At 46.1% G+C, this 26030-nt stretch carries 20 protein-coding genes; 10 read left to right on the top strand and 10 right to left on the bottom strand.

The window, feature by feature from the left end; all coding sequences use genetic code 11:
* Positions 1-41: 41 nt before the first annotated feature.
* Positions 42-1079, top strand: a complete 1038-nt coding sequence (locus tag EKG39_RS18305; protein WP_126507423.1) for a protein-glutamate methylesterase/protein-glutamine glutaminase — start codon at positions 42-44, stop codon at positions 1077-1079.
* Between the two features lie 27 nt (positions 1080-1106).
* Here EKG39_RS18305 and EKG39_RS18310 read toward each other — a convergent pair whose 3' ends face one another.
* Entirely contained in the window at positions 1107-2168 is a 1062-nt protein-coding gene (locus EKG39_RS18310; protein WP_126507424.1) for a polysaccharide deacetylase family protein, read from the bottom strand.
* A gap of 23 nt (positions 2169-2191) precedes the next feature.
* Here EKG39_RS18310 and EKG39_RS18315 point away from each other — a divergent pair, with 23 nt between their 5' ends.
* Complete coding sequence (locus EKG39_RS18315; protein ID WP_126507425.1) at positions 2192-3529, top strand: MATE family efflux transporter; 1338 nt, start codon at positions 2192-2194, stop codon at positions 3527-3529.
* 295 nt (positions 3530-3824) lie between these two features.
* Here EKG39_RS18315 and nfuA read toward each other — a convergent pair whose 3' ends face one another.
* On the bottom strand, positions 3825-4403 hold the full coding sequence (gene nfuA / locus EKG39_RS18320) for a Fe-S biogenesis protein NfuA (RefSeq protein WP_012004318.1): 579 nt from the start codon (positions 4401-4403) through the stop codon (positions 3825-3827).
* A 229-nt stretch (positions 4404-4632) separates the two neighbouring features.
* Between nfuA and EKG39_RS18325 the strand changes: the two genes are divergently transcribed.
* On the top strand, positions 4633-7179 hold the full coding sequence (locus EKG39_RS18325; protein WP_126507426.1) for a M14 family zinc carboxypeptidase: 2547 nt from the start codon (positions 4633-4635) through the stop codon (positions 7177-7179).
* Positions 7180-7446: 267 nt separating this feature from the next.
* On the opposite strand, the gene EKG39_RS18330 is transcribed toward EKG39_RS18325, so the two are convergent.
* The gene (locus tag EKG39_RS18330; protein WP_126507427.1) at positions 7447-8247 is read right to left on the bottom strand and encodes a ComF family protein; all 801 of its coding nucleotides are present in this window, start codon (positions 8245-8247) and stop codon (positions 7447-7449) included.
* A gap of 37 nt (positions 8248-8284) precedes the next feature.
* Here EKG39_RS18330 and bioH point away from each other — a divergent pair, with 37 nt between their 5' ends.
* Both bioH and EKG39_RS18340 read left to right on the top strand, forming a co-directional pair.
* Positions 8285-9064: a pimeloyl-ACP methyl ester esterase BioH gene (gene bioH / locus EKG39_RS18335; RefSeq protein WP_126507428.1), complete on the top strand. Its 780-nt coding sequence runs from the start codon at positions 8285-8287 to the stop codon at positions 9062-9064.
* Between the two features lie 80 nt (positions 9065-9144).
* Positions 9145-9648, top strand: a complete 504-nt coding sequence (locus EKG39_RS18340; protein WP_126507429.1) for a hypothetical protein — start codon at positions 9145-9147, stop codon at positions 9646-9648.
* Here EKG39_RS18340 and EKG39_RS18345 read toward each other — a convergent pair.
* The 5 genes from EKG39_RS18345 to greB all read right to left on the bottom strand — a co-directional run bounded on the left by EKG39_RS18345 (position 9641) and on the right by greB (position 17812).
* On the bottom strand, positions 9641-11653 hold the full coding sequence (locus EKG39_RS18345; protein WP_126507430.1) for an LTA synthase family protein: 2013 nt from the start codon (positions 11651-11653) through the stop codon (positions 9641-9643). The genes EKG39_RS18340 and EKG39_RS18345 overlap by 8 nt on opposite strands.
* A gap of 348 nt (positions 11654-12001) precedes the next feature.
* Positions 12002-14362: a Tex family protein gene (locus tag EKG39_RS18350; RefSeq protein ID WP_126507431.1), complete on the bottom strand. Its 2361-nt coding sequence runs from the start codon at positions 14360-14362 to the stop codon at positions 12002-12004.
* Between the two features lie 149 nt (positions 14363-14511).
* Entirely contained in the window at positions 14512-14883 is a 372-nt protein-coding gene (locus tag EKG39_RS18355; RefSeq protein ID WP_126507432.1) for a hypothetical protein, read from the bottom strand.
* Between the two features lie 317 nt (positions 14884-15200).
* Positions 15201-17018, bottom strand: coding sequence for a thiamine pyrophosphate-dependent enzyme (locus tag EKG39_RS18360; RefSeq protein ID WP_126507433.1), 1818 nt, complete (start codon positions 17016-17018; stop codon positions 15201-15203).
* Positions 17019-17320: 302 nt separating this feature from the next.
* On the bottom strand, positions 17321-17812 hold the full coding sequence (gene greB, locus EKG39_RS18365; protein WP_126507434.1) for a transcription elongation factor GreB: 492 nt from the start codon (positions 17810-17812) through the stop codon (positions 17321-17323).
* 327 nt (positions 17813-18139) lie between these two features.
* Here greB and tsaA point away from each other — a divergent pair, with 327 nt between their 5' ends.
* From tsaA to EKG39_RS18390, 5 genes are all read left to right on the top strand, one after another.
* Positions 18140-18613, top strand: coding sequence for a tRNA (N6-threonylcarbamoyladenosine(37)-N6)-methyltransferase TrmO (tsaA, locus tag EKG39_RS18370; RefSeq protein WP_126507435.1), 474 nt, complete (start codon positions 18140-18142; stop codon positions 18611-18613).
* Between the two features lie 365 nt (positions 18614-18978).
* Complete coding sequence (ompR, locus tag EKG39_RS18375; RefSeq protein ID WP_126507436.1) at positions 18979-19704, top strand: osmolarity response regulator transcription factor OmpR; 726 nt, start codon at positions 18979-18981, stop codon at positions 19702-19704.
* A 60-nt stretch (positions 19705-19764) separates the two neighbouring features.
* Positions 19765-21075, top strand: coding sequence for a two-component system sensor histidine kinase EnvZ (gene envZ / locus EKG39_RS18380; RefSeq protein WP_126507437.1), 1311 nt, complete (start codon positions 19765-19767; stop codon positions 21073-21075).
* A 165-nt stretch (positions 21076-21240) separates the two neighbouring features.
* On the top strand, positions 21241-22092 hold the full coding sequence (locus EKG39_RS18385) for a hypothetical protein (RefSeq protein WP_126507438.1): 852 nt from the start codon (positions 21241-21243) through the stop codon (positions 22090-22092).
* Positions 22093-22250: 158 nt separating this feature from the next.
* Positions 22251-22640 carry a VanZ family protein gene (locus EKG39_RS18390; protein WP_126507439.1) on the top strand — a complete coding sequence of 130 codons (390 nt, stop codon included), beginning with the start codon at positions 22251-22253 and terminating at the stop codon, positions 22638-22640.
* A 122-nt stretch (positions 22641-22762) separates the two neighbouring features.
* On the opposite strand, the gene EKG39_RS18395 is transcribed toward EKG39_RS18390, so the two are convergent.
* Together EKG39_RS18395 and EKG39_RS23440 are read right to left on the bottom strand one after the other, a co-directional pair.
* Entirely contained in the window at positions 22763-25003 is a 2241-nt protein-coding gene (locus tag EKG39_RS18395) for an ankyrin repeat domain-containing protein (RefSeq protein ID WP_126507440.1), read from the bottom strand.
* 255 nt (positions 25004-25258) lie between these two features.
* Entirely contained in the window at positions 25259-25423 is a 165-nt protein-coding gene (locus EKG39_RS23440) for a hypothetical protein (RefSeq protein ID WP_185817651.1), read from the bottom strand.
* Positions 25424-26030 lie beyond the last annotated feature (607 nt).

Raw genomic sequence — 26030 nt, forward strand, 5'->3', positions numbered from 1 at the left:
AGGTCAAAGATTGACCAAGTGCAGCGACAAGGATAGAGGTTATGATAAAAGTTTTGATCGTTGATGACTCTCCACTGGTTAGGCAACTACTGACTCACTTGCTTAGTGACACCTCCGACATCAGCGTCGTTGGCGCCGCCGAAGATCCCTATGAAGCCAGAGAGCTGATAAAGAAGTTTAACCCTGATGTGCTGACCCTGGATATTGAGATGCCTAAGATGGATGGAATAGCATTCCTGCGCAATCTCATGAAACTCAGACCCATGCCAGTTGTCATGATCTCTACTCTCACAGAAAAAGGAGCGGCTGTAACACTCGAAGCACTGTCCATAGGTGCCGTTGACTTCATCTCTAAACCTAAGTCAGATCTGACTAATAAACTGATGGAATATCGAGATGAGCTGATTGAAAAGGTACGCTTCGCAGCCAAGAGTAAAGTCCGTCCAACCTCACCTATGCCGGCTACCAGGTTAAGCACATCACCCACAAGGTGTTCACAGAGTCAGCTTATTGCGATTGGTGCCTCTACCGGTGGCACCGAAGCTATTCAGCGTTTAATCTGTCAACTTCCCTCTGATGTGCCTCCCATCGTCATAGCACAGCATATCCCGGCCGCGTTTAGTGCTTCATTTGCCAAACGACTGGACAGCCATGCCAGCATGAGAGTTATAGAGGCTCAGGGCGGAGAGCTATTAAAACCTGGAACGGCTTATATCGCACCGGGAAATGCTCATCTCATCATAGAGAGAAGAGGAGGACTGTGTTATACCAGACTCTTAGATACGGATCCGGTTAACAGGCATAAACCCTCTGTCGATGTGCTATTCGATAGTGTCGCCGAAACTGCCGGGAAATCGGCATTAGGCGTGATCCTTACCGGTATGGGGAAAGATGGGGCCAAAGGGTTGCTGAATATGAAACAGAGCGGCGCTTACACTCTGGCACAAGATGAGGCCAGCTCGGTAGTTTGGGGAATGCCGGGGGCAGCCGTAGAACTGGATGCCAATTGTGAGGAGTTACATATAGACAGGATCCCGGCAAAGCTCCTGTCAGTCATGAAAAATGCCTCGCAAGCTTAGTGCTATACATGCTCAGGCTTTCACCGATTACTCCTTAATCCATGTTCCATCATCCTTGGCTCTCACCCAAGGTTGTGAGAACCAGTAGTAACCCGATGCACTCTTACTCGGCGCGGTGCAGTTATACCTGGATCTTCCTGCGGGCAGATCAAATTCGGCTCGGATACTGAACTCATTCGCACTCAACCATAGTGGCTTTTTAGCCCCCTGACCCTGTATGAAGCACATCATTTGATGCGGATAGATATCTGACATATCCAAAGTGACCCTCAACTCGGGACGCCACTGACCCTTCTTCAACTCTGGATCACTATTGGTTTGCGATAACACAGGCATATTCAAGCTATGCAACTTAACCTTTAAACTCGACAGCTCGGCATAGACACCCGCAACCGGAAATCTCGGCAGGGCCGTTAAAGGGGAGTGGGAGCCAGCGGCTCCTGACTGCTGTCCTAATCCGATAAACCCATGTTCACTCAACATAGACTCTATCGCTTGATTATACTCTCCATAGGGATATGCCAACATCTTATGGCTTTGACCCGTAGCCCTGTTTATCTCATCTTCTGTTTTAAGAATATTCTCTTCAATACGCGCCAACCACTGAACATCTGACTCATCTTCCAGCTTACGTATCAGATGCTCGTGCCCCCAACTATGGTTAGCAATCTCAGCCCCCTCACGAGAGAGCTGGATAAGATCATCCCAGCTCATCATTTGACGATACTTTGCTTTAATCGGTTCAACCGAGACAAATACCGTGTAGGGGAATCCATATTCCTTTAAAATAGGATGAGCCATTTTAGCAATACTTTGATAACCATCATCGAAAGTTATCACCACCGTTTTGGCGGGTAATGCCTGATCAGTTTTAATGGCATCGACTACTTGAGATAGCGGTGTCACAACAAAGTCATTATCGGCCAGGTATTGCATCTGCTCGCTAAATTGAGCGGGGGTCACACTGGTGATCGCAGGCGTATCTTCAGATACATGGTGATACTGCAAAATCACAGCAGAATGAGCCGAAAAGCCAAACACTGAGCAGCCAAGTAGCATTAGCAGCCTTATTACAGCGCCTTTAAACATAAAATTTGAACCTCTGAGATTATATGACGCCAGTCGAATTACTCCGTAACAGTCAGAAAAACAGACAGTTATTAGCACTTGCTCTACCTATGATATTGTCAAATATCACTGTCCCCTTACTGGGGTTGGTAGATACTGCTGTGGTGGGTCATTTAAGTAACGCCTATTATTTAGGAGGAGTGGCTGTTGGTTCTACAATCATCACCCTCATCCTTTGGATGCTCGGTTTTCTTCGAATGGCGACAACAGGCTTAGTCGCTCAATCTTATGGTGCCGGCGATACACAAGCACAATACAAACTCTTACTTCAAGCGGGTAGTCTAGCGCTCATTTTAGGGTTAAGTGCCATAGTACTGCAACTCCCCATCTTAAATGGGGCCTTAATGCTCACGGACGCAACGGCAGAAGTCGAACGATATTGTCGTGAGTATTTTCAAATACGGATCTGGTCAACGCCCTTCGCCTTACTCAACCTGGTGCTATTAGGCTGGCTGCTTGGACGGCAACAACCTAAAGCCGCGATGTGGCAACTGATCGTAGCAAACACCGCCAATATCATCTTGGATCTGCTCTTTGTTCTCGGCTTAGATTGGGGAGTAAAAGGTGCAGCCCTAGCCTCGGTATTTGCTGATATTTCAGGCTTTTCAGTCGCCTTAATGATGGTCTATAAACAAGTTCAAAAAACTGGGGGATTCGACCTTGTCAGGCTCAGAAAAGAGCTTAGCCTCACCAGCTACCATCAGCTGCTCAGCCTTAATGCCGATATTTTCATCCGAAGTTTATGCCTGCAAATCGCCTTTGCCTTCATGACATTTCAAGGCGCAGGTCTGGGAGACAATACCGTCGCGGCCAATGCCGTACTCCTTAATCTTCTGCTGCTGATCTCCTATGCTCTGGATGGCATCGCTTACTATGCAGAAGCCGAAGTGGGAAGGGCCTACGGCCAGAGGGATAAAGCGTTAATGCGAGACAGCGTCACATTAGCCTGGCTCTGGTCTGCCATCTCAGCAATCCTGTTCACTCTGCTCTTCGCCTTTGGTGGAGAGGCCATCATTAACCTGCTCACAAATATTGAAGCTGTGCGACTCGTCGCCGATCAATATCTATTGTGGATAATCATCTTGCCCCTTCTCTCATTCGGCTCTTACCTTTTCGATGGTGTCTACATAGGTGCAGCTATGGGGCAAGTGATGCGCAACAGCATGATCATCTCGACCTTCGGGGTCTTCTTTCCTACTTGGTATCTCCTGCAAGATATGGGCAATCATGCACTTTGGGCCGCAATGAGTAGCTTCATGTTGGCACGAAGCATGACATTGACGCTGCATTATCGATATCGATTGAGAGATAAAGGGTTCTAGGTTCACTCGGTAAAAGCTAAGATGACGGCCTTCGGCCTATCGCTTCGCGGACGGCTACGCCTATTCGACGGGCTTCGCCCTATTCTGTAGGGGGGCTTTAGCCCCGAGGTTCCAAGGTGCATTCTTTCCCGGCTAAAGCCGGTCCTACCATTGACCAGCGTAGCGTCACCTCTGCCCCACCAACGCAGTGTCATCTCAACATTTTCCTGCGGACATTAAAAAAGCGAATTGGCTAAAAACCAACTCGCTTTTTTATTAATTCTTGAGCCTAAGCCCTGGAATTTACTAGCTTTCGTTACTGGTAAGAGTGATCGCCGTGCTGATGCTCGGTCACATCCTTAACACCAGTCAGCTCGCCAGGAAACTTTTCAAGTAGTTGTGTTTCAATGCCATCTTTTAACGTGACATCGACCATAGAGCAACCATTACAACCGCCACCAAACTGAAGGATAGCCGTTCCCTCTTCAGTCACTTCGACCAACATGATGTTACCACCATGACTCGCAAGCTGTGGGTTGATCTCTGACTGAATCACATAATCGATACGTTCACTCAGTGGTGCATCGCTTGCGACTTTACGCATCTTAGCGTTTGGTGCCTTAAGCGTTAACTGTGAACCTAATTGATCGGTGACGAAGTCAATGCTTGCCTCTTCAAGGAAAGGAGCACTCTTCTCGTCGACCATGGCATTAAAGCCATTGAACTCGAACTCCATATCATCGGCTTCGACTGCGTCAGGCGGACAATATGAAACGCCACACTCAGCCGTTGCTGTGCCTGGGCTTATTACAAATACACGAATATGAGTTCCTTCAGGCTGATCTGCTAACAAAGTAACAAAATGGGCCTGAGCTGCATCGGAAATGGTGATCATTTAAGACATGCTCCGTCAGGTAATGCTTGAGTGTTTTAGTATGGATTAGTCATATGATACTCCTCCTGAGTTCAGCTTTGTAGCCCCTATTTGCATTGCTTTAGATTTTTTAGCCATTTTGTGAAGATTGGTTTTAATAAAGTATCCACTTTTCCAATACAAGCTATGGCATGAAACAGCGCTAACTGTTAATTTAACCTTTATATTACAAGTATAAAGAACATTATCTATGTTGAGATCCTGTCTGTATTTTCTAGCGACTTACTGCTTCTTATCTTTGCTGTTTCCTGCAATCGCAGCAGAGCCGCACGACAAAAAACCGATCTTAACGGAAAAATCCGATACAAACCTGCTTTCTCCAAGCCAGTTTTTAGACTATCCCCTGGGGCAGTGGCACCTGCGGCATGACCAGATAAACTTCTATCTGAAACAGTTAGCCCGTGAAAGTAACAAAGTTTCCATCGAAAAAAGTGGCCAAAGCCATGAGGCCAGACAGCAATTAACGGCAGTTATCAGCTCTGCCAATAATCAAGCGCGTCTGGGTGAGATCTTACAGCAGAGACAGAAAGTGAAATCTGGCGATGCTCAGCAAGGCCCCTTAGTTATCTGGCTGGCTTACTCTATTCATGGCGACGAAGCCAGTGGCGCACACGCGGCATTGAAACTCAGCCATCTGCTCGCAAGTAGTAACGAGCAATGGATAACCCGGTTACTGGATGAAGCGGTCATTCTTATTACCCCGAGTCAAAATCCGGATGGTTTAGATCGATTTTCAAACTGGACCAATAATTACCGTGGCCAGGTGGATGTTAGCGACAATAACCACAAGGAGCACAGACAAAACTGGCCGAGTGGTAGAAGCAATCACTATTTTGCCGACCTGAACCGCGACTGGCTTTTCCTTCGCCATCCTGAATCCCAAGGCAGGGTGGCGCTGTTCCACAAGTGGCAGCCTCACTATGTGGGCGATTTTCATGAGATGGGACGAGATCAGAGTTACTTTTTCCAACCCGGCGTCCCCTCTCGCACACACCCATTAACGCCAAGAGACAACCAGGTACTGACTGAAAAGCTGGCCAAATTTCACCAGCAAGCACTGGATGAGCTTAAACAGAGCTACTTTAGCCGACAGATGTTCGACGATTTTTACTATGGAAAAGGCTCTACTTACCCCGATATCAATGGTTCTATCGGTGTACTCTTCGAGCAAGCCAGACCCAGAGGTCAGGTTCAATCGACTAAAAACGGCGAAATAAGATTACAAGAAGCAATACATAACCAAGTTGCGACCTCGATATCCAGCCTGAAGGGTTCTTTAGCACTAAAAGATGAGCTGCTGGAATATCAGAGTGAATTTTACCAAGGCAGGGACAAAACCCTGAAAAGGGGACGTCAACAAGGCTTCCTTATTGGCGCGGCTTCTAATGCAAATAGAATTTCAGACCTGAGCGGACTACTTGAGCAACACCATATCGAATTTTATTACCTGACTAAAACGGTCACCCAAGGCAAGCTGAATTTTGCCGCACAAACCAGTCTGTTTATTCCTGTAAATCAACCGCAAAAAAGTCTGTTACTGGCCATGTTCGATAATAGAACTGAGTTTACCGATCCTACTTTTTATGACGTTTCCAGCTGGAACCTTGAGCAAGCGTATCACCTTCAGTTAATACGAAACACCAAGCTGGATATCGACGTATTATCTAAGAAACGGCCTAAAACAAGCCCTTTTAACGTCGATGAACAGGCGGTAGCCCTACTTATAAATTGGCAACAGGATAATGCCGCCCCCGTGCTTCAACAGCTGTTGCAAACAGGTATTCGTGCCAAGTTTGCCGGCAAGCCTTTTAGCATAAAAGTAGATGGCATAGACGTTAACTTCCCGGCCGGAAGCCTGCAGATCCCGCTGAAGCAACCCGGTAACTCAGCCGCGGAAATCACCGCGAAGCTGACAGAGCTGCAGAAGCAATACACGTTAGATATCGCCTCCGTTAACACCAGCAGTTCGGTCTCAGGCATCGACCTGGGTAGCCCGGATTTCCACCCGATGAAGCCGATAAAACCTCTGTTAGTGACAGGGCATGGGACTAATGCATCTGAGGTTGGAGAGCTTTGGTATTACTTAGATACGAAGTTGGCTGTGCCCGTGACACTGGTCGATGTTGAACGTCTGACACGCCTTACTTTAAGTAACTATAGCCATATTATCCTACCGGGAGGCAGTTACTCTTCGCTCGATGAAAAATTCGCGCGTAAGTTGGGGCAGTTTGCCAGCCTGGGTGGCACTATCATTGCGCAAAAAGGCGCGCTAAGCTGGCTGAATAAGGGTCACCTGCTTAAAACCGATCTGAAGGAAGCACGTTTTTATAATCAACTGTTTGATAGCACTAATCTCAGCTTCGCAGACAGAGAGAAACTCGAGGCCAGACAGTCAATAGGCGGCGCAATTCTTGAGTTAACACTCGACCCCACTCATCCATTAAGTTTCGGAATACGCGGTAACAGATTACCGATACTGAAAAATAAAGCCTTAGGGCTAACCGAAACTTCGACCCCCTTCATTGTGGCAGCTAAATACTCCGAAGAGCCACTCTTGAGTGGATATCTCGCTGAAGAGTACCAACGCAGCTTCTCTATGAGTCCGGCAATACTCCTCGAACCCAGAGGAAAAGGGGAGATTGTGATCTTGGCGGATAATCTGATGTTCCGCAACATCTGGTTGGGATCAGAAAAAATCTATGCCAATGCTCTCTATTTTGTGCCGGCACTGGATTAATGAAGAGCATATCGTTCTAAGAATAATTGAGCTTTATTATTAATATTCGCCGCCTGATATTCTTCATCTTGAATTGACCTCTATAGGCAAGCTCTAGGGCTTCGATTTCATGGATGAAATCGCAGAGCGCCCAAGGAAGGGTTTACAGCGTTCCTAGTGATTGCCTATATATAAGCGCCGCAGGTAATTAACTCATCAGAGCTAGTCCATCTTCATCAAATTCGCTAACAAACTTAAACCACTTTGTAGAATTAGGTTCAAACCAACCTAATCCATTAACCCTGGTGCCTCAGCTCTGGCGAGGCACCATACCTGCACATGAATATGCCGCTTCTCAAAAAGATCCGCAATCTCTTTTGCCGTCGTTCCAGTGGTCACCACATCATCGATAAGTGCGATACGCTGATAGGAGAAGTGGCTGTCCAAGCTAAAAGCTCCTGATAAATTTTTCCGCCGCTGCTTACCCGTTAACCCAGCTTGAGAACGCGTATCTGTTGTCCGGGTTAACCCTTGGGTTGTCACCGGAATATTGAGCCTGCCGGCAAGTGCATCGGCGATTAAACTCGCCTGATTAAATCCCCTCTTCCTTAATCGATTTCTATGTAAAGGCACCGGAATTAATACTTGAGGAAGCTGCAGTAACCCTATCTCCTCCAAATAAAGAACCCGATTCGCCAACACGTGCGATAACACCGGCAATGCTGAAAACTGTGCCTGGTACTTAATTTGCCCTACCCACTCTCCCAACCCCTGATGGTAGCTGCAGGGCGCAATAATGGTGAGAGGTTGAGTCGATATACAGGTTCCACAATAGGTGGCTTCGACTTGCATAGCACGACCACAGCCTTGGCATACTGGAGTCTGGTAGAGGCCGGTGACAAGGCATACGGAGCAGATCCCAGATTCAGGCAACTCAATGCTTTGATGGCACATCAGACATCGATTCGGTAAACTAGCAGCCAGCAGGTTAACGACTCCGGGGTAGAGCGCCTGCAATTGTTTTCTACCGAACTGTGCGGCCTTAACCAAACCGGTCAATGCACGCTCCGCCATAGAATGTTTTATCATAGAAAAAGTCCTTTTTTCCTAATCTAGAGGTAAACCTGTGAATCCATCCCCCCTTAATATCGAGTCCATTGGTCAAGGGCTTGAGATAGTTATGCTTCACGGTTGGGGAGTGAACAGTGCCGTTTTTACACCGCTACACTCGGCTCTGTCTCAGTATAGGGTGCACTATGTCGATCTGCCCGGTTTTGGCCATAGTTCAGCGGTAGAGGGAGATATTGACACCTGGGTCGATGCGATAGCGAACAGGCTGACTCACAAGGCAATCTGGGTAGGCTGGTCATTAGGCGGGCTTATCGCAACCCGAGCCGCATTGCGTTATCCCGATAGGGTAGCGGGGCTTGTCACTGTCGCCTCCTCTCCCTGCTTTATGGCAAGAGATGAGGAATCCTGGCCCGGTATCCCGCCACAAGTATTGTCAGACTTTAGCAAGCAGCTCGATAATAATCTCGGTAAAACCATAGAACGCTTCTTAGCAATACAGGCCATGGGCAGTGTAACGGCAAAAGATGATATAAAACTACTTAGAGAGTTGGTCTTATCCAGGCCTCTTCCTGAAACAACCGCCCTCGAGCAGGGACTCGATATGCTCAAAAGTGTCGATCTCCGTCCTCAAATAGCGCAGATAGAGCAACCTTGGTTAAGGATCTGGGGGCGATTAGATGGCTTGGTCCCGAGACGGGTTCCTCCCTTAATGCCTAAAGATGAACAGCGCTATCAGGATCTATCACTCCACAAGGCCTCACATGCCCCCTTCATCTCCCATAGGGAGGAATTCATCACAGGCTTAGTGAACTGGATAGAGGCATTAGCAGACTAAAGGATGAGTTTCTTCGATAATGCTTTATCTTCAACCGATAAATGACTATTATTTAACCATTAAAGGTTGGGGATACATATATGTTAGTGGTCACTAATTATCCACAAGTGCCGATAGCGACAACTAATGCCGCTACTGACTCTGCACGCACGGATAATCAGCAAAGACCCCCGGTGATCCCACCTAAAGAGTTAACTAAGGGCCATGAAGAGCGCGCCTTCACATCTCAACATGAGCGCACCGCTGAGCAAGCCGATGCCCAAGCCAGATTAAATGAGAGGATTCAGGGTAAACAGCAAGGTAGCGGGCACCAGCAACAGGAAGGTAAACAACAAGATCAGGCGAAACACGCCGCTCCTCTGATTATCAAAGATCTGCTCAGAGGAAAGCCTGCACTTCAACGACGTGATATTCGAACCAGTCAGCAAGCCGCCAGCCCGGTTCCCCAGAAAAACATGAATGAAAGAGCCATTATCTTAGAGCAACCCTCGGAGTTTTATCGGGAGTTTGGCCAACGAGTCGAAAGTTTTTATCAGCAACAGACTCACCCACATGATGAGCCTGCCATATCCGCACTTATTTAAGTGTAACTTCCGCTGATTTAAGTGGCGTCTCGGCTGAAATCAAACCATCGCGACGTGTAGCCTCATCTTGAGGACGGTATAACCCCTTCTGATAAGCTAAACTTCCCCATAGCGCCCAAGCCAAAGCCACCTGTTTCATCTCATCACTCTGTGGCTTTGCAACCAAGGTCTCGGCAAGGAAATCATATTTAAAGCCGCTAGGCTCCTTTTCCGGTTGTAACACGACGACATCATCGCCACGAAGGTAGGCCATATTCTTGTCATATTGCATTAAGGCACGACCTGGCCAGTCTTCACCGACTCGAGTCAAATCCTGGCCAAGCATAGGATAGCTATCCGATATCCCCATCATAGAGAGGAGTGTTGGCGCCATATCTATCTGACTCACTACTCTGCGATCTCTTTTCGGTTCTATACCTTCACCTAAAATAATGCCCGGTATTCTGAATCTGGAAATCGGTACTAAGCTCGCACCGCCAACACGACTGTCGTGATCGGCAACGATTAAGAACAGGGTATCTTTCCAATAATCGGAATTTTTGGCTAACTTAAAGAATTCGCCTACCGCATAGTCTGCATATTTAACGGCATTATTTACCGTCTGCTTAGGCTGTTCATACAACTCGACTTTATCATCGGGAAAATCATAAGGATCATGATTACTCGAGCTAAACACTAAGCTGAAAAATGGCTTTCCTTGCTGGTGAAACTGCTCAAACTCCTGATGAGCTCTTCGCATCAGATCTTCATCCGAGACTCCCCAGGAAGCGACAAAAGAGGGATCTTCATAATCATTTTCATCGACAATATTACTGAAACCATTACCGAGGAAGAAGCTCTTCATATTGTCGAAATGACTCTCGCCACCATAGACAAATTGAGTCTCATAACCATGTTGTTTTAACAGTGCCGCAATCGAGAAAAATCCATGCTGGCTCTTACCCAGCTTAACCACAGAGCGAGCCGGAGTCGGCGTAAAACCAGTCGTTACGGCTTCAATACCACGAACAGAACGGGTACCTGTTGCGTAGAGATTTTCGAAAGACCAGCCCTGCTGAGATAACTCATCAATATTCGGTGTGAGCGGTAAGCCCCCTAAGTTACCGACAAATCGAGCCCCCAAGCTTTCCTGTAAAATAATAACCAGATTCTTAGGTTTACCTTGATAACTTGCTGGGTTAAAAGAGAGGCTGGGGATAGCTTGCGAGGTGAATGCGGCAAGCTCTCTGCCACTTTCCCTGCGTATCGTATCGATCACCAGCTCTTCATCCATGTTGCCATATATTTTCGCGGCACTAGCCTCACTCTTCATCTGACTGATAGCGAAGAACAGAGAGTAGGAGGAATTGGTCACCAGAGAGTTGACCAGAGGATCGTCGGCAAAAGAGACCAATGCCGGGTTTAACGGCCTGTGTCCCAAGCTGGAACGAGCGCCGAGCAGGGTAACGGCGATCACCAACAGCGCAATAAACGGGCGCAAGAACCAACGAGGATAACAAACATTTTTCAGCAGGCTGCCACTCAGCTTCCATCCGCCCCAGAGGGTTGTCATACTCAACATGGCACCGAAAATAAGCTCGGCCTTGCGTCCGCCCCAAAGCATTAAAAACACCTCTTTAGGGTAGATAAGGTACTCAATATAAAGGCGGTTTGGTCTTATTCCATACTCTTGGATAAATGAAGGGGTAGAGGCCTCAAGAAATAACATCAGCCAAAGGCCAAGCGTTAACCAGACTCTTAACAGGGAGTTCCAGGTGCGGCCCAGAAGATGATCTCCGGAAAATATCGCTGTGCCCAGAGCCGCAACGCCCCACAACCAGCAAAGTGTTGCCAGATCGATCCTGAGGCCTTGGATAATCAGATGGGACCAACCACCAACGGCAGCGACTCGGTCAAATTGCCAGATACCGAGGCCAATACGACTTAAAGTGACAATTAATAAAGCGATTAAACAAAAACATAAAATGGATCTAAATGGACCCAAAACAGAAAAGCGAGCGGCCATGAAAGCACCCAAAAGTTATCTAGTATCACTAATCCAGAAATCTGGAGTGGTCCATGCGCTAATACTCCCTCGGGAGTTTCCTTTTCTCACTCTCTGAGGAGTGATTAGTAAATGCCTCTTTCACCGCAATAAAACATCTGCACGAGTTAGATTCACCATCCCTTAATAAACGGGCTTAGAATAAGACAAGCCCGGATTATATAAGTTCACCAGTTATCAATAAAGAGAAAACAATCTAGAAACAATTTTAACAGGCATAAGTAAAAAAAATGTCGAATGGGATAACCCATTCGACATTCTCAAACTCATCAATCACAAAAGTATTTGTGATCGTTATACCTACTGGTATTACTTCTTCAATTTAGCAAAGGCATCGGCAAAAGCATTGCCCATGGCAGCGTTGGCTTGTTGTTTCGGCTGAGATCTATGTTGCGGCTTGCCTTTACCTTGCTGATTCGATTTAGCAGCAGGCTTAGACCCTGACTGGTTCTTTTGGTTAGATCGGCTCGCCGGCATATCACCGGCCTTCTCATCCAGACGCATGCTAAGACCGATACGCTTGCGCTCTACATCGACCTGCATCACCTTAACCTTCACCACATCACCCGCCTTAACGACGGTGTGAGGATCACTGACAAACTTATCCGTCAGTGAAGAGATATGCACCAATCCATCCTGGTGAACGCCTACATCGACGAAGGCACCGAAGTTAGTCACATTAGTCACCACACCCTCTAAGATCATGTCGAGTTTAAGATCTTTAACCTCTTCGACACCTTCTTTAAAGGTGGCAGTCTTAAACTCACCGCGTGGATCTCGTCCGGGTTTGTCGAGCTCGGCCAGAATGTCTGTGACGGTTGGCAGACCAAATTTTTCGGTAATGAAATCCTCGGCTTTCAGGCTACGCAACAGCTCACTGTTACCCATTAGGGTGTCTACGCCCTGCTCTTTTGCCTTAGCAATAGATTCCACCAGCGAATAGGCTTCCGGATGCACAGAGGAAGCATCTAGTGGGTTATCACCATCGCTGATGCGCAAAAACCCCGCCGCTTGCTCATAGGCTTTAGGGCCTAAACGAGCAACCTTAAGTAGCTGCTTACGCTGTTTAAATTGACCATTTTCATCTCGGTAGGTGACAATATTTCTGGCTAATGTTTTATTTAATCCGGCAACTTGTGACAGCAAGGGCGCAGAAGCCATATTAAGATCGACACCGACACCGTTAACACAGTCTTCCACGACCCCTTCGAGAGACTGGGACAATTGGCTCTGACTGACATCATGTTGATACTGCCCGACTCCGATCGACTTAGGCTCGATCTTAACCAGCTCTGCGAGCGGATCTTGCAGGCGGCGGGCGATAGACACGGCGCCACGAATGGAGACATCAAGATCGGGAAATTCATTGGCGGCGAGTTCAGAGGCCGAATAGACCGAGGCGCCCGCCTCACTCACCATAATCTTAGTTAAACCAGGTAGCTCGGCTTTCACGCTGGCGATCAGATCGCTCGCCAGCTTATCCGTCTCTCTCGAAGCGGTACCATTACCTACCGCGATTAACTCAACCTTATGCATCTTGGCAAGGTTGGCTAAGGTGCGAACAGACTTATCCCACTGGTTTTGCGGAGCATGGGGGAAGATAGTCGTATGGGCTACCAGCTTACCCGTGTTGTTCACGATTGCCACCTTCACACCACTTCTCAGGCCCGGGTCTAATCCTAACGTGGCCTTAGCTCCCGCCGGAGCAGCCATCAGAAGGTCTCCCAAGTTCTTGGCAAAAACGTTGATCGCCTCAGATTCAGCCTGCTCACGCATCTTTGCAAGAAATTCAGTTTCCATCTGAAGTGCGATCTTGATACGCCAGGTTGCCGTGACTACGGTTTTCAACCACTGATCTACCGCACTATCGGTCAGGTTAAGCTTAAAGTGCTCGGCGATGATAACGGCGCAATAGCTGCTTTGCTTGGACTCGCTGTCCGGATCGGCATTCATGCTTAAACTCAGCATCCCCTCATTGCGTCCACGTAGCATGGCTAAAGCACGATGAGAAGGTATCTTGCTTAGCTTCTCTGTATGCTCAAAGTAATCACGGAATTTCGCGCCCTCTTTCTCTTTCCCTTTAACCATTCGGCTCTCGAGCACAGAATTCTGGTTAAGGTGCTGTCTTATCTTTTGCAGCAGCGCGGCATCCTCGGCGAAACGTTCCATGATAATGAAACGCGCCCCGTCGAGCACAGATTTGCTATCGGTAAATCCCGCCTCGGCATTGATAAACTTACCCGCTTCGAGTTCGATATCTGCCTGTCGGTTACCGAGCAGATAATCGGCCAAGGGCTCGATGCCTGCTTCGATCGCTATCTGGCCCTTAGTGCGACGCTTAGGCTTATAAGGCAGGTAAAGATCTTCTAAACGGGTCTTGCTGTCGGCATCGACCAGGGCTTTTTTCAATTCAGGCGTCAGTTTTCCCTGAGTCTCGATACTCGATAGGATCACCGCTCGTCTATCATTCAGATCACGCAGGTAACTCAACCTGCTATTTAATGTACGCAACTGAGTATCATCCAGCCCTCCCGTCGCCTCCTTTCGGTAACGCGCAACGAAAGGTACCGTTGCACCATCATCGAGTAAGGTGATAGTTGAAGTGACTTGTTGTTCGCGAACATTCAGTTCCTGAGCGATGATTTGGGCAATATTCTGCGTCATTTGCATAAGAAGTTTTGTCGTGCCTGGATAGAAAGATTTTAGTGCTGCCAAAGATAGCACAGCCTATACACCTCTTGCATGAAATATGCTTAAAGAGATTTAAACCGTGTGAACAAAAAAGCCCGCTGAGAGCGGGCCTTTATTTGAGAAAGCGATCAATGATGAATATAGCCATCCTCTTTGATCAATTCTTTCGCCTTTTCAATATCCAGTGACTCCAGAGGCTCGGCCAGATAATAGGGCAACTCGACAGCCTGATCACTCAGTTGAACTATCTTCCCTTCCTGCAACCTTTCCAGCACCGAGTGCAGCGTATCTTCTAACTCCTGTGGCGCACTTTGATATTGAGATCCCATATAAGCAATCAACTCATTCACCGTATGACGACCATCGGCAAGTGATACCACTATCGCCATCCAATCTTCCATCGGAGTCGTGTCTTCCGGTTTCTCGATATCAACCAAGGAAACCTGATTATCTTTGCGTGTGAAAATGGCGGTACGATAAAAATACTGAGTGTTATCCATCTTTATTATCCATTTTTGTTATCTGTCGAAGAATCACTTGCGCTATATGAGTAAACCAACTGTCCCCTAGCCTATAGGGAACGCTTTACATATCAAGGCTTAAAATTTGATATTAGCATGAACAAATACCGCCTCATCATGACCGACATCAATTTAGCCATAGCTAATACTGACTACTTCCGAACAGGCTTATCCTTGATCCATCAAGCAAGACCACACAGCTCATTCCATTTTTGACTCGATTGGGGATCGCCGTTTCTGAAACTGAATGTAAAAGCGTGGTCAACTTTCGCTTTCCCTTCCGTTATCCATAGGCTTTAATTTGTACCACACAGCTCATTCCATTTTTGAGTGGCTTGAGGGTCACCGTTTCTGAACCCTATGTAAGTATTAAGCTTCTTAGTCGTCTCGCTCTGATGCCCGGCTTCCACAGAGGTCGGCACCTCGATCAGGTGTAATCCGCCTTTATGAGCCGTCTCAATCAAACAGTGAGTGAGTTGCTCGGTTGTTTCACAAAGATGTCCCTGACCACCGTAGGCCTGGATCAATAATCTTGGATCGAATCCTTGATCGTTACAGGAATAGATAGGGGCGTCCCCCGCCTTACCCAGATGAAATATATTGTTTCTCATATAGAGAATCGTCACATTGGCCGCCTGCTTCTGCAGGTTGATCAGTTCATTAGCCTGAAAATTAAAACCACCATCTCCAATCATGACTAATATCGGCTGCAGGCTGTTAGCGTCGGCTAGTTGATCGGCGATGGCTCTTGCGTAAGGAAGAGCGGTTCCCATGGCCGCATACCAGGGGTTAGCCAGATAGCTTCTACCGATATCACTCGCCTGAGTCTCCAGTTCGAAGCTGGCAAACAGGGAGCTGCCCACTTCCGGTACGAAAATATAGGGGTTGGTAAGCTGACGTTGAGCCTGATTAATCGTGTCCGCTAAGTTGTGATAGCCAAGCGTTACAGACTCCAGAGGCGAGCTTACTTTCTCTTTATGCTCTTCCTCTCTTCCCTTCTCCTGAGTATTTTCAATGGCCTCACCTATAGGTAACGTCTGCAGCAGAAGATCGATAACGGCCTCAATATCTCTCTCCCATCTTGCCGTGCCTCGCAGCATAGTCTTATGGCCATGAGTGTCTATCGCATGGGTCTGACTGCTGAATGCATTATTGGTATCGGAGGGAAATATTGCCGTTCCTAATTCCAAAATGTAGTCGGCTTGAGATTCGATGTAGTGCTTGCCTTCGAGTTCACTGAAAGCACCGTTATAGCTTCCCAGACAGAGCGTTTCACTTTCATCCAGCATCCCCTTACCAAACCAGCTGGTCGCATAGGGCAGATGATGTTGATGGCAAAATGAGATAATTTTAGTGAGTAGTGGGCTATTCAGCCTCAGTTTCTCCCCCAGAAACACCAAAGGCTTGTTAGCCTGTTTAAGCTTTGACTCGATATCTTTGGCGATAAGCTCGGCACCACTCAAGCTAAGAGGTTGATTCATCGCTATCTGCTCCGGGCACTGCGGCAAACTCAGTGACTGAGTAGGCTGATTGATCAGGTCTCTTGGGATCTCAATAAACACAGGCTGACGATTTAGATAGGCATAACTGAGTAACTCCAAACACTGCTCGGCGGCAATATTTGGCTGACCGCTATGCCTCTGTCCCTGCAGGCGCTCGGCTCTGACACCCAATGCCCGAAAAGAGTTTAAGGCCGCATCAAGATCCGTATGCCAGGCCGTATGCGGGTGTACCGAATGGTGCAGGGCATGGCTATTCACCTCTGCCTCACCGGGCGCCCCTGAAATAAAGACCACAGGTAAGCCTTCAGTTCTCGCCAGTGCTGCAGCCGTAGCGCAAGGAAGACTGCCAACCGTATAAGTGGTCAAACACAACCCCAGAGGATTCAGCTCAGCCTGAGCGCAGGCACTAAAGCCGGCGTGCATCTCGTTGCTCGATGGCAATACATCGAGGTGCCCCTCTAATGAGTTGATCAGGTTTGCGACAAAATCACCACCGACACCATAGGCTCTCTTAACCCCAAAAAAAGCCAATAACTCGCCAAGGCAATCGCCAAAAAGTGGCAAACTGTTGTAATACTCACTACCAAAGTTATCTTTAATCGATGGAGACACGGCACAATCCTTCTCTGGTTCACTGACACTCTTTAATTCATTGAGAATGCAGCCTAGAGGGATTGAAAAAGACGGTGTTGATCGAGATCAGTTTTGAAAAAATGAACAGAACAGCCCGAGTGTATAGATAACGAGACATATAAGTGTGACTCGGGTCACTCTCCCATGTCACAGGGCTGATAAGCGAACATAACGTGTAGGCCCGGCTTTACACCAAGCCGATCATTGGCTCAGATTCAGGTTAGTGGAACCGAAAGGGAACCCGAGAAGAACCGCGCACTATCCAACTCTATTGAACCCATCTAATCCTGGGGATCGTCAAAAGCCTGATATTGTATCTTATTGATATACCACTCCTTAGGACCGAGCGGTGTCGGGACAACCACCTCGTCGTCCACCTGCTTGCCGATAAGCGCACGGGCCATGGGCGAGTCTATGGTGATGTAGCCCAGCTTAGTATCTAACTCATCTTTACCCACGATGCGGTACTGCACTATCTCGCCCGCCTCATTTTCCAACTCGATCCAGGCACCGAAGAATACCTTGCCCTCCTGTTGAGGCGAGTAATCGACGATCTGCAGCTCTTCGACCCGCTTAACCAGATAGCGAACCCGGCTATCTATTTGACGCAAAAGCCTTTTATTGTATGTGTAATCGGCGTTCTCGGAGCGATCCCCCTGAGCGGCTGCCTCCTGCACCTTCTTGGTGATCTCGGGGCGATACTCTTTCCACAGATACTTGAGTTCTTTATCTAAAGCTTGCCAACCCTTACGGGTAATTAACATGGCTTTCATCTATCTAGCTCCAAAGCCGATATAAACAATATTCGCGTATCTTAGCTCGCTGGCAGCACTATCTCTAGCCGAATTTATCCCAATTTACCCCAGACTTCGATTGGCCTGAAAAATTAGTGGCGACATATGCTTGTGGGGAAGTATCACTCGCAGGGCCTGTGATGACTTAAAGATAAGCCCGCCCTTGTCTCTTTTTGCCCAAATAAAAGCTGTTAGCATGACGGCCTCAAACCTGGCCCAATCTCACTAATCTACAGAGAGTGGCTAAACTGCTCATTACGACCGTTATTACATAAGTCATTTTTAATAAGTAACAAAGAGATAGCAATGATCAAATTTAACCCCATAGGATACGCAAAAACCCCCTTCACACAGATAGAGAATGTCCCGGTACAGGGTGCCGGAATATCAAAAGACATTGGTGAGCTGATCCTAGATGAGGAGTATGCATCGGGACTGGATGATCTCGATGGCTTCTCCCATATCTACATCGTGTTTCATATACATAAATCTGAGGGTTATGATCTTAAGGTAAAGCCGTTTCTGGACAATGAACACAGAGGGATTTTTGCCACACGTTCACCTAAGCGACCCAATGCCATCGGATTATCGATTGTCGAAATTGAGCGAGTTGAGGCAAACCGCATCTTCGTCCGTGGCATAGACCTGTTAGATGGAACACCGATTCTGGATATCAAACCCTATATACAGTCTTTCGATAATATTAAAAACACCAAAGATGGCTGGTATGAACGAGGCTTAGATCCCCTGAGCGTTCGCTCAGATAAGCGATTTGCCTAATCTATTTCTCCTAACCTATAAAAGTGCACCCAATTGCGCTCCTGAACAGCTCTGGATGGATCTAAATTCTCTGAGTTAGAGGCTGAGTCCTCCAGAGTATGTAAAAAATTGAGGACACGATTTAATTCTATTTAGTTACAATTTCATTAACCAGGAGTTTAAGACGATATAATATTCATTAAATTCAAAGCGTTAAGCTTGTCATTACTCATGATGACGTGAATAGAATGTGATAGACAAAAAAATGGGCGCTGGTCTTTGACAGGAATAAACGGCTATATTAGCCTTAATTAAAAAGATTCATATTCAATATCAGCCAGTTGGATACCGAACATCGTTGAATACCTATCAAAAGGATAATAAGCATGGGACAGGAAACCTCTAAAATTCTCGTCGTCGATGATGATATGAGGCTAAGAGCCTTGCTAGAGCGTTATCTGATGGAGCAGGGTTATCAGGTTCGTAGTGCGGCCAATGCAGAGCAGATGGATCGATTACTTGAGCGTGAAAACTTTCATCTACTTGTATTGGACCTTATGCTTCCCGGTGAAGATGGCTTATCTATCTGTCGCAGACTCCGTCAGGCAGGAAACCCCATTCCTATTGTTATGCTGACAGCCAAAGGTGATGAGGTTGACCGTATCATTGGCCTCGAACTCGGAGCCGACGATTATCTGCCTAAGCCATTTAACCCCCGTGAGTTACTGGCAAGAATTAAAGCCGTGATGCGCAGACAGAGCCAGGATGTGCCGGGTGCGCCGACTCAGCAAGAGGAGGAGATCACCTTCGGTGAGTTCGCATTAAACCTTGCTACTCGCGAGATGTACCACGGCGAAGAAGCGATCTCTCTCACCAGTGGTGAATTTGCCGTACTAAAGGTATTAGTAAGCCATCCACGTGAACCGCTATCCCGTGATAAATTAATGAACTTAGCCCGCGGCCGCGACTATTCTGCACTCGAACGTTCTATCGATGTTCAGGTTTCCCGCTTACGACGCTTGATAGAGAAAGATCCGGCAAATCCCAGATATATTCAGACTGTGTGGGGCCTTGGGTATGTGTTTGTTCCCGATGGCGCCGCCCGACGATGAGCCAGAGCCTTCATTTAAGCTGTTATTCGTCACCTCAGCCAGGTAGGGTCAGCCACTAAGATGAAGTGGCTGAAAAAGTTTCTCCCCCGTAGCGCATTTAGTCAGACTGTCATGCTGATTGGCTGCTTGCTGCTGATTAATCAGCTGGTGTCATACCTTTCTGTGGCCACCTATTTTATCCAGCCAACCTATCAACAGATCAATCAGTTGATAGCGCGTCAGGTCAAGTTGCTTTTCGTCGACGGTGTGGATATCGGTCGTGAACATCTCACCATGGTCGATGCCCTAAATGCCAAGGTGCGTGACGATGGCATGGAGATCTACAACCAGAAGCAGGCGCGGGAAGCGGGTATCGATCAGGCGATATATTATGGTTTCTTGTCATCACAGATGTCTGAGCATTTGGGGGGCAAGGCCGAAGTTAAGATAGCCCAGGGAGATGATTTCGAGATTTGGATCCGTCCCCCTCAAGCTCCGTCGATATGGATAAAGGTTCCCTTAACCGGCTTCAACGAATCAGATCTGTCGCCACTCACCCTCTACCTTATGGTGATAGGTGCATTGAGTGTCGCCGGCGGATGGTGGTTTGCCAGACAACAAAACAGGCCCCTCAAGAAACTTCAAAAAGCGGCGATATCGGTCTCGATGGGAGACTATCCCGAACCATTACCCCTCACTGGTTCAACCGAAATTGTCGAAGTGACCAACGCCTTCAATCAAATGTCCCATAGCATGAAACAGCTTGAACAGGACAGGGCCCTGTTAATGGCAGGGATATCTCATGATCTTCGCACGCCACTGACCCGCATCCGTCTGGCCTCTGAGATGATGGTTGAAGAGGATGAGTACCTCAAAGACGGCATAGTGCACGATATCGAAGATATGGATGCCATCATCAATCAGTTTATTTCCTATATCCGCCAAGATCAGGAAAGTACCCGAGAACAGGGGCAGCTTAACGACTTGATAGAAGATGTAGTGCAAGCCGAATCGAACCGAGAGGCAAAAATTGAAGTCGAACTCAACCCATGTCCCGAGATCCCCATGCAGAGCATCGCCGTCAAGCGCATACTCAGTAACTTGGTTGAGAATGCATTCAGATATGGTAGAGGCTGGGTAAAATTGAGTTCACATTTCGATGGCAAACGGGTGGGGTTCAGTGTCGAAGACAATGGGCCCGGTATTCCTGAAGATCAAATACCCAAACTATTTCAGCCTTTTACTCAGGGTGATACGGCAAGGGGCAGTGTGGGTTCCGGTCTGGGGCTTGCCATCATCAAACGTATTACCGATCGTCATCAAGGGGAAATAGTCCTAACAAATCGAACCGAAGGTGGCTTACACGCTCAGGTTTGGTTACCCATGGAGTAATAAGCTCAAACACAAGCCATCGATATCCTCATCTGTTTAGGTATAGAGTTGGATCAGCAGAAAACTGTTAATGCCGCCTGACCCTTTCAAAATCCCGTGCTAATATATTGTTTATTAAATGACTTACTCCGATTAGATGAGTAACAAATAGCATCAGGGAATACGATGAATAAATTAGCTCTCGGCACGACTATTGCGGCCTTAGGTCTGTCATTCCAAGTGAATGCTGAAGAGGTCGGCTCTTCGCTGGCCGCATCTATTATTTCGGGTATGGAAGCCTATGAAGATTCACCCGGCAGTTCTTTATCGAAAGGCGCCGGCATCTCACTCATTTGGGACGATCTCAGATACGATCAAACCTACAAGCTCAATAAAAATTATTTCCGGGCACGCGGTACCTATTATTACGAGAAAGATTCCGAGAAGTACGATGAAGACAGATATCGGGATTCGATGGATCTTAAGCTTCATTACCAGCGTCCTTTCATGAGCCTCAATAACGATGACGATTATACCCTCAGCGTAATCGGTCATTACGCGGGCCATTACAACAGTCAACAACTCGAGGAATTTGAGCAGCTTGCCGTCGGGGGCCTGGCGCTTAACAGGCGTTTTGGTGACACCCATCATTATGACTTAGGGGTCACCTTAGGATTAGCCTTCAGCGAAGAGGAAAAAGATGATGACTGGCCAAGAGAGTCGCAAGGGATCACAGAAGAAGAGCTCAACCGTCGCGGTTTTGGTTACTATTTTGAATTGAAGAACAGCTATACCTTTAGCCACACCGGAGTTCAATTATCACTAAACTACAGCCGATACGATGGCCTGTGGAATTATGATGATAATAAGTCTTATACCTTCAATAAGATTAATTTTGGTGTCGTTATTCCTCTGGCCAATAAAAATAACCTGCTGCACTTCGCAACTGAGTATATCGATCGCACGTCTGAACAAGATTTAATTGGATTCGATGATGTTCTCTACCGTGTGCATGCTGAATACGTTCACTACTTCTAGATTTCACTAGCCAGCAGAGACCAGAAAGGAGCCATATGGCTCCTTTTTGTATTCTGTGTGTAAACGAGAGAAGGAATGGTTAACATTCATTAACTGTACTCGAATCTGGCTTTTGGCATAAGTTAAAGGAGACTACAGATATAAGGCTCTGGAACATAATGAATAAATTGGCAGTTGGTTTAGCGCTGGGTTTTTCCACCTTTATTTTGTGGGTGATCTACCTGGCAAATACCGGGGGCAGCAGCGTGTTTTTCGATATAACAAGCATGATCCCCTATGGCGATAAGTTGGGGCACTTTTGTCTTTTTGGTACGCTGACTTTTTTGTTTAACCTAGCCTCTCGCTGCAAGTCGTTTCCGATAGGTCAATTCCGTGTCTATTATGGCACCGCGGTCGTGACTGTTTTCGTTCTTGCGGAGGAGATCAGCCAGGCATTCATCCCCAGCAGAACATTTGACATAATGGACCTCTCAGCCGACGCTCTGGGGATCCTCAGCTTTACTTATGTAACTTATCTCAGCTGTTGCTGGAAGCATAACCTGACATAGACGGCTTCCAGCTTTCAATCAGTTAGCCTAAAGGTATAACCATAATCTGACACAAAATATAACCATAAGCCGACATATTGGGAGTATTCTATCTTGATGAGTAAACTCTAAATGTAACTAAATTACATTAGGTGCTCTTTGATATATGTAATTACAGATGTCGATTTAAAATTAATCGCAATATCCAGACAATCAATAGCCTTCTTCTTGGAGATTACCTTAGCTGGAACGGTATAGGTCTTATCCCAGCAGCCACCATTTTCAATCATGGTTCTAAACAATTTAACTTCGTCCATTTCTGCAGCTAACATCAGTGGAGTATATTTCATACCATGAACTCGATGGTCCAGATCTACATCTGCACCTTTTCTTATAAGAATCCTAGCAATGTGTCTGATCTTCGCTGGTGAAGGTTTCTTATCAAGAAAACTGTTAAAATTATATTCTGACATTTTATTCATAAATTTTTTTTGCCGCTCCGATAGCCCTTCTCCTCTCAACAACTTACCTAGTTCTTCGCTGTTAGAGGTCGAGGTAAAACCTGCCATCATGGGCTTTAATCTATGAATAGCCTCCTCAGTAATATTATTTATCTTACCTTCAAACCAATTGGGGTCTTTCACTAACTTAAGCAAAGACATGGCATGATAAAGGGGAGATATAAAATCCAACCCAGCCTTGAGATCTATTTCAACTCCAGGACTCATGGATATCACTTTCTTAACCACATCAGGATTACCAGTATCAACAGCTGCAAATAATGGAGTAAGCATTTTTCTTGTTGTTCTTTGATTTAAGACACTATCACTATGTTTTTGTGCGGATAATAAATCGAAGAGCCGATCATCTATCGAAGATGTTGGCTCGACAAAATCTAGTTGGGTCAGAGCCATCAGAAGCGGCGAATCACCTACTTCAGAAACAACATTAACACTAGCACCCGAATCAAGTAATTTTTGCACAAGAGCAACGTCATTTTTAGTAGCAGCTTCAATCAGAGGAGTTGTTGTCCTTTGCAACATTCCTTCACAACCATTCTTAATCTTTTTCTTATTCAATTGAGGTTCAGACACGGAGTCTAATGCTTGAAACAACCACCCCACTTGGGAAGCATACTTAGGATACTCTACAGATGGATATGCCCACTCCTGAGGGAACATACGTGCAAATTCACTTCGATAGGCCGCCACTTCATTACTACTCAAAACTTCTAACTTATATTTGCCTTTCTCTTCTGTTTTAGCTGGAAGATAATCCAAGCCTAACAGGATAGCAGTTGATTTGAGCCTTTTAAGAAATACTTGATCTGGCTTGGCTTGATATGAAGCGACCAGTAGGGCTTCTTGAATCACGATCTGGATCTGACTATTAGAGTGGGCTCGATATAAAGACTTCTCGAAGGCTAGTTTATATTGTTCGTTAGCCAGCTCCAACTCACCAGCCAAGACTAGATGTCTCGCATTCAACTGGTGAAATACATAGAGAACATCGAGCTGTGGATTTGCTCTATCTAACTCCACTTTTAACAGACCTAGCAAACGTTCTATTCTTTCACGATCTTTATGAGTCTTACAGCTCTCCCCTTTACTCCGAAACTCATGCAAGATAGCTGATACATATGTTCTCGCTTTCAAATATTGAGTTGAAACCTGTTCATAAAAAAATTTAAATGTGTCGCTATGCTTCTGTGTTATATATCCAAACTTTATATTTGGCTGAAAGCTCATAATGAACCTTGAAGCAATAATCCCCCACTTATAGCGAAGCCATTCAGCATCAGAAACATCAGATTCATACGCAATTTGATCTAACTTTCTTACGTACTTAAATGATGGCCTCTCCTCACCAGAAACCCATAAACGAACCCTATCTTTCGCTTCCTTACTTCCCAATAAGTTAATCATCTCAGATGAGCTTTTTTCATCGATTAAGGTCAATATCATTTCATCTGGAAGGCATAATTTTTGTCCGAATGAGTCCTTCTCGAGAAATGATCCCGTCAGTAGATCTTCAAAATAACCTGTAAGGCTAAACAGCTCGCTTGCCTCACAAACAGAAACCCCATCAAGTGGATGTTCCACTATCCAAGCTAAATAGCGTTCAAAAACAGCATTAAGATATAACTCCATGCGGGCCGCAAGTTCATCATCAAACACATCTCTAACTGGCGTTAAAATAGTTAACTCTTTAAGATTTTCAAACTCACCAACATGAATATCAACCTTCTTTGCACAGCTATCATCAAGCTTTCTAGCAACATTCTGTGAAAGGTATGATTTAGTACCTAGTGCACCAGCTATCTCCCTCAATACGGCTTGGACTGTTGGATATGGTGCTTTTCGTTCAGAATTAAGCAGCTTCACAAGAAATGACCCTTTCAATATCTTTTTTAAAGTTGATGTATGCTCGCCTATCACTCGGTGTTGAAGGCACGGTTACGCGCTTTCCCTTTGGAGAGAATACCGAGTTATGCTTCTTACCTCGCAAACAATACCATTTATCCGACTTAATCAGCTGTCTTATGAAGGAATTAATATCCTTATCTTTACTAAAGCGCTTCATTTAGCATTCCTTATATCAAAGGGGTAAGAGCGCTTACCCCTTTGTAATTCGCACTACTATTTATTGGCTTTAGCAGCCACTGTTTTCTGTGCGCGTGCAGTAAAGCTACCTTTAGATACTTGACCTCCGTTAGCATGTGCTTCTGCACTATGAATACGAGCAGCCGCTTCTGCTGTCATTGATTTTTGTTGTGATTGAGGACTCTTTTTTTGCTGTGACATATAAACTCCGGTGTATGTCTGTTTTAGGAGTTTTAATAGTAAGTTAGAAGGGCGTAACGGTAAGCAAGGTGAATGGAGAGAAAATTTTTAACAGTAAAAATGGTAAATACTTAGCTACTTTTTATTCCCGGAATAAATAAAAAACCTCCTCCCACAACAATGAGAAGAGGTCTTTACTGCCTTTTCGGCAGTTTGTTGCATTAACATGAACATCGAAACGATTGTTTTTATTTTCAGCTGCCTACACGGCAGGTCACAATATTACTGGACAAACGCTAGATTCGTTTATATTTTCAGCTGCCTATTCGGCAGTTCACAATGAACTTATCAAAATTATCAACTTAAAATCAATAGCTAATAAGAAAGCTAAACATTTAGTCCTAATAAAAAACCAGCAATAAAACACAGCTACTATTCAATAACTTACAGACGCAACAAAGTAAGAGCTAAACCTTATCCACTAAGAGTGATAGTTCAGGAACCGTCTGTTAATTTGCAGGTAAAACTGATCCACGATTTGCATCTAAAAGTGATCCACCCAATTGGTGTTATATGACCATAATCATGGTCTATTTTCTAGCCTTTTTCTCCTTTGATTTTTTAGTTG

This window comes from Shewanella atlantica, assembly GCF_003966265.1.
GTDB classification, from domain to species: Bacteria; Pseudomonadota; Gammaproteobacteria; order Enterobacterales; family Shewanellaceae; genus Shewanella; species Shewanella atlantica.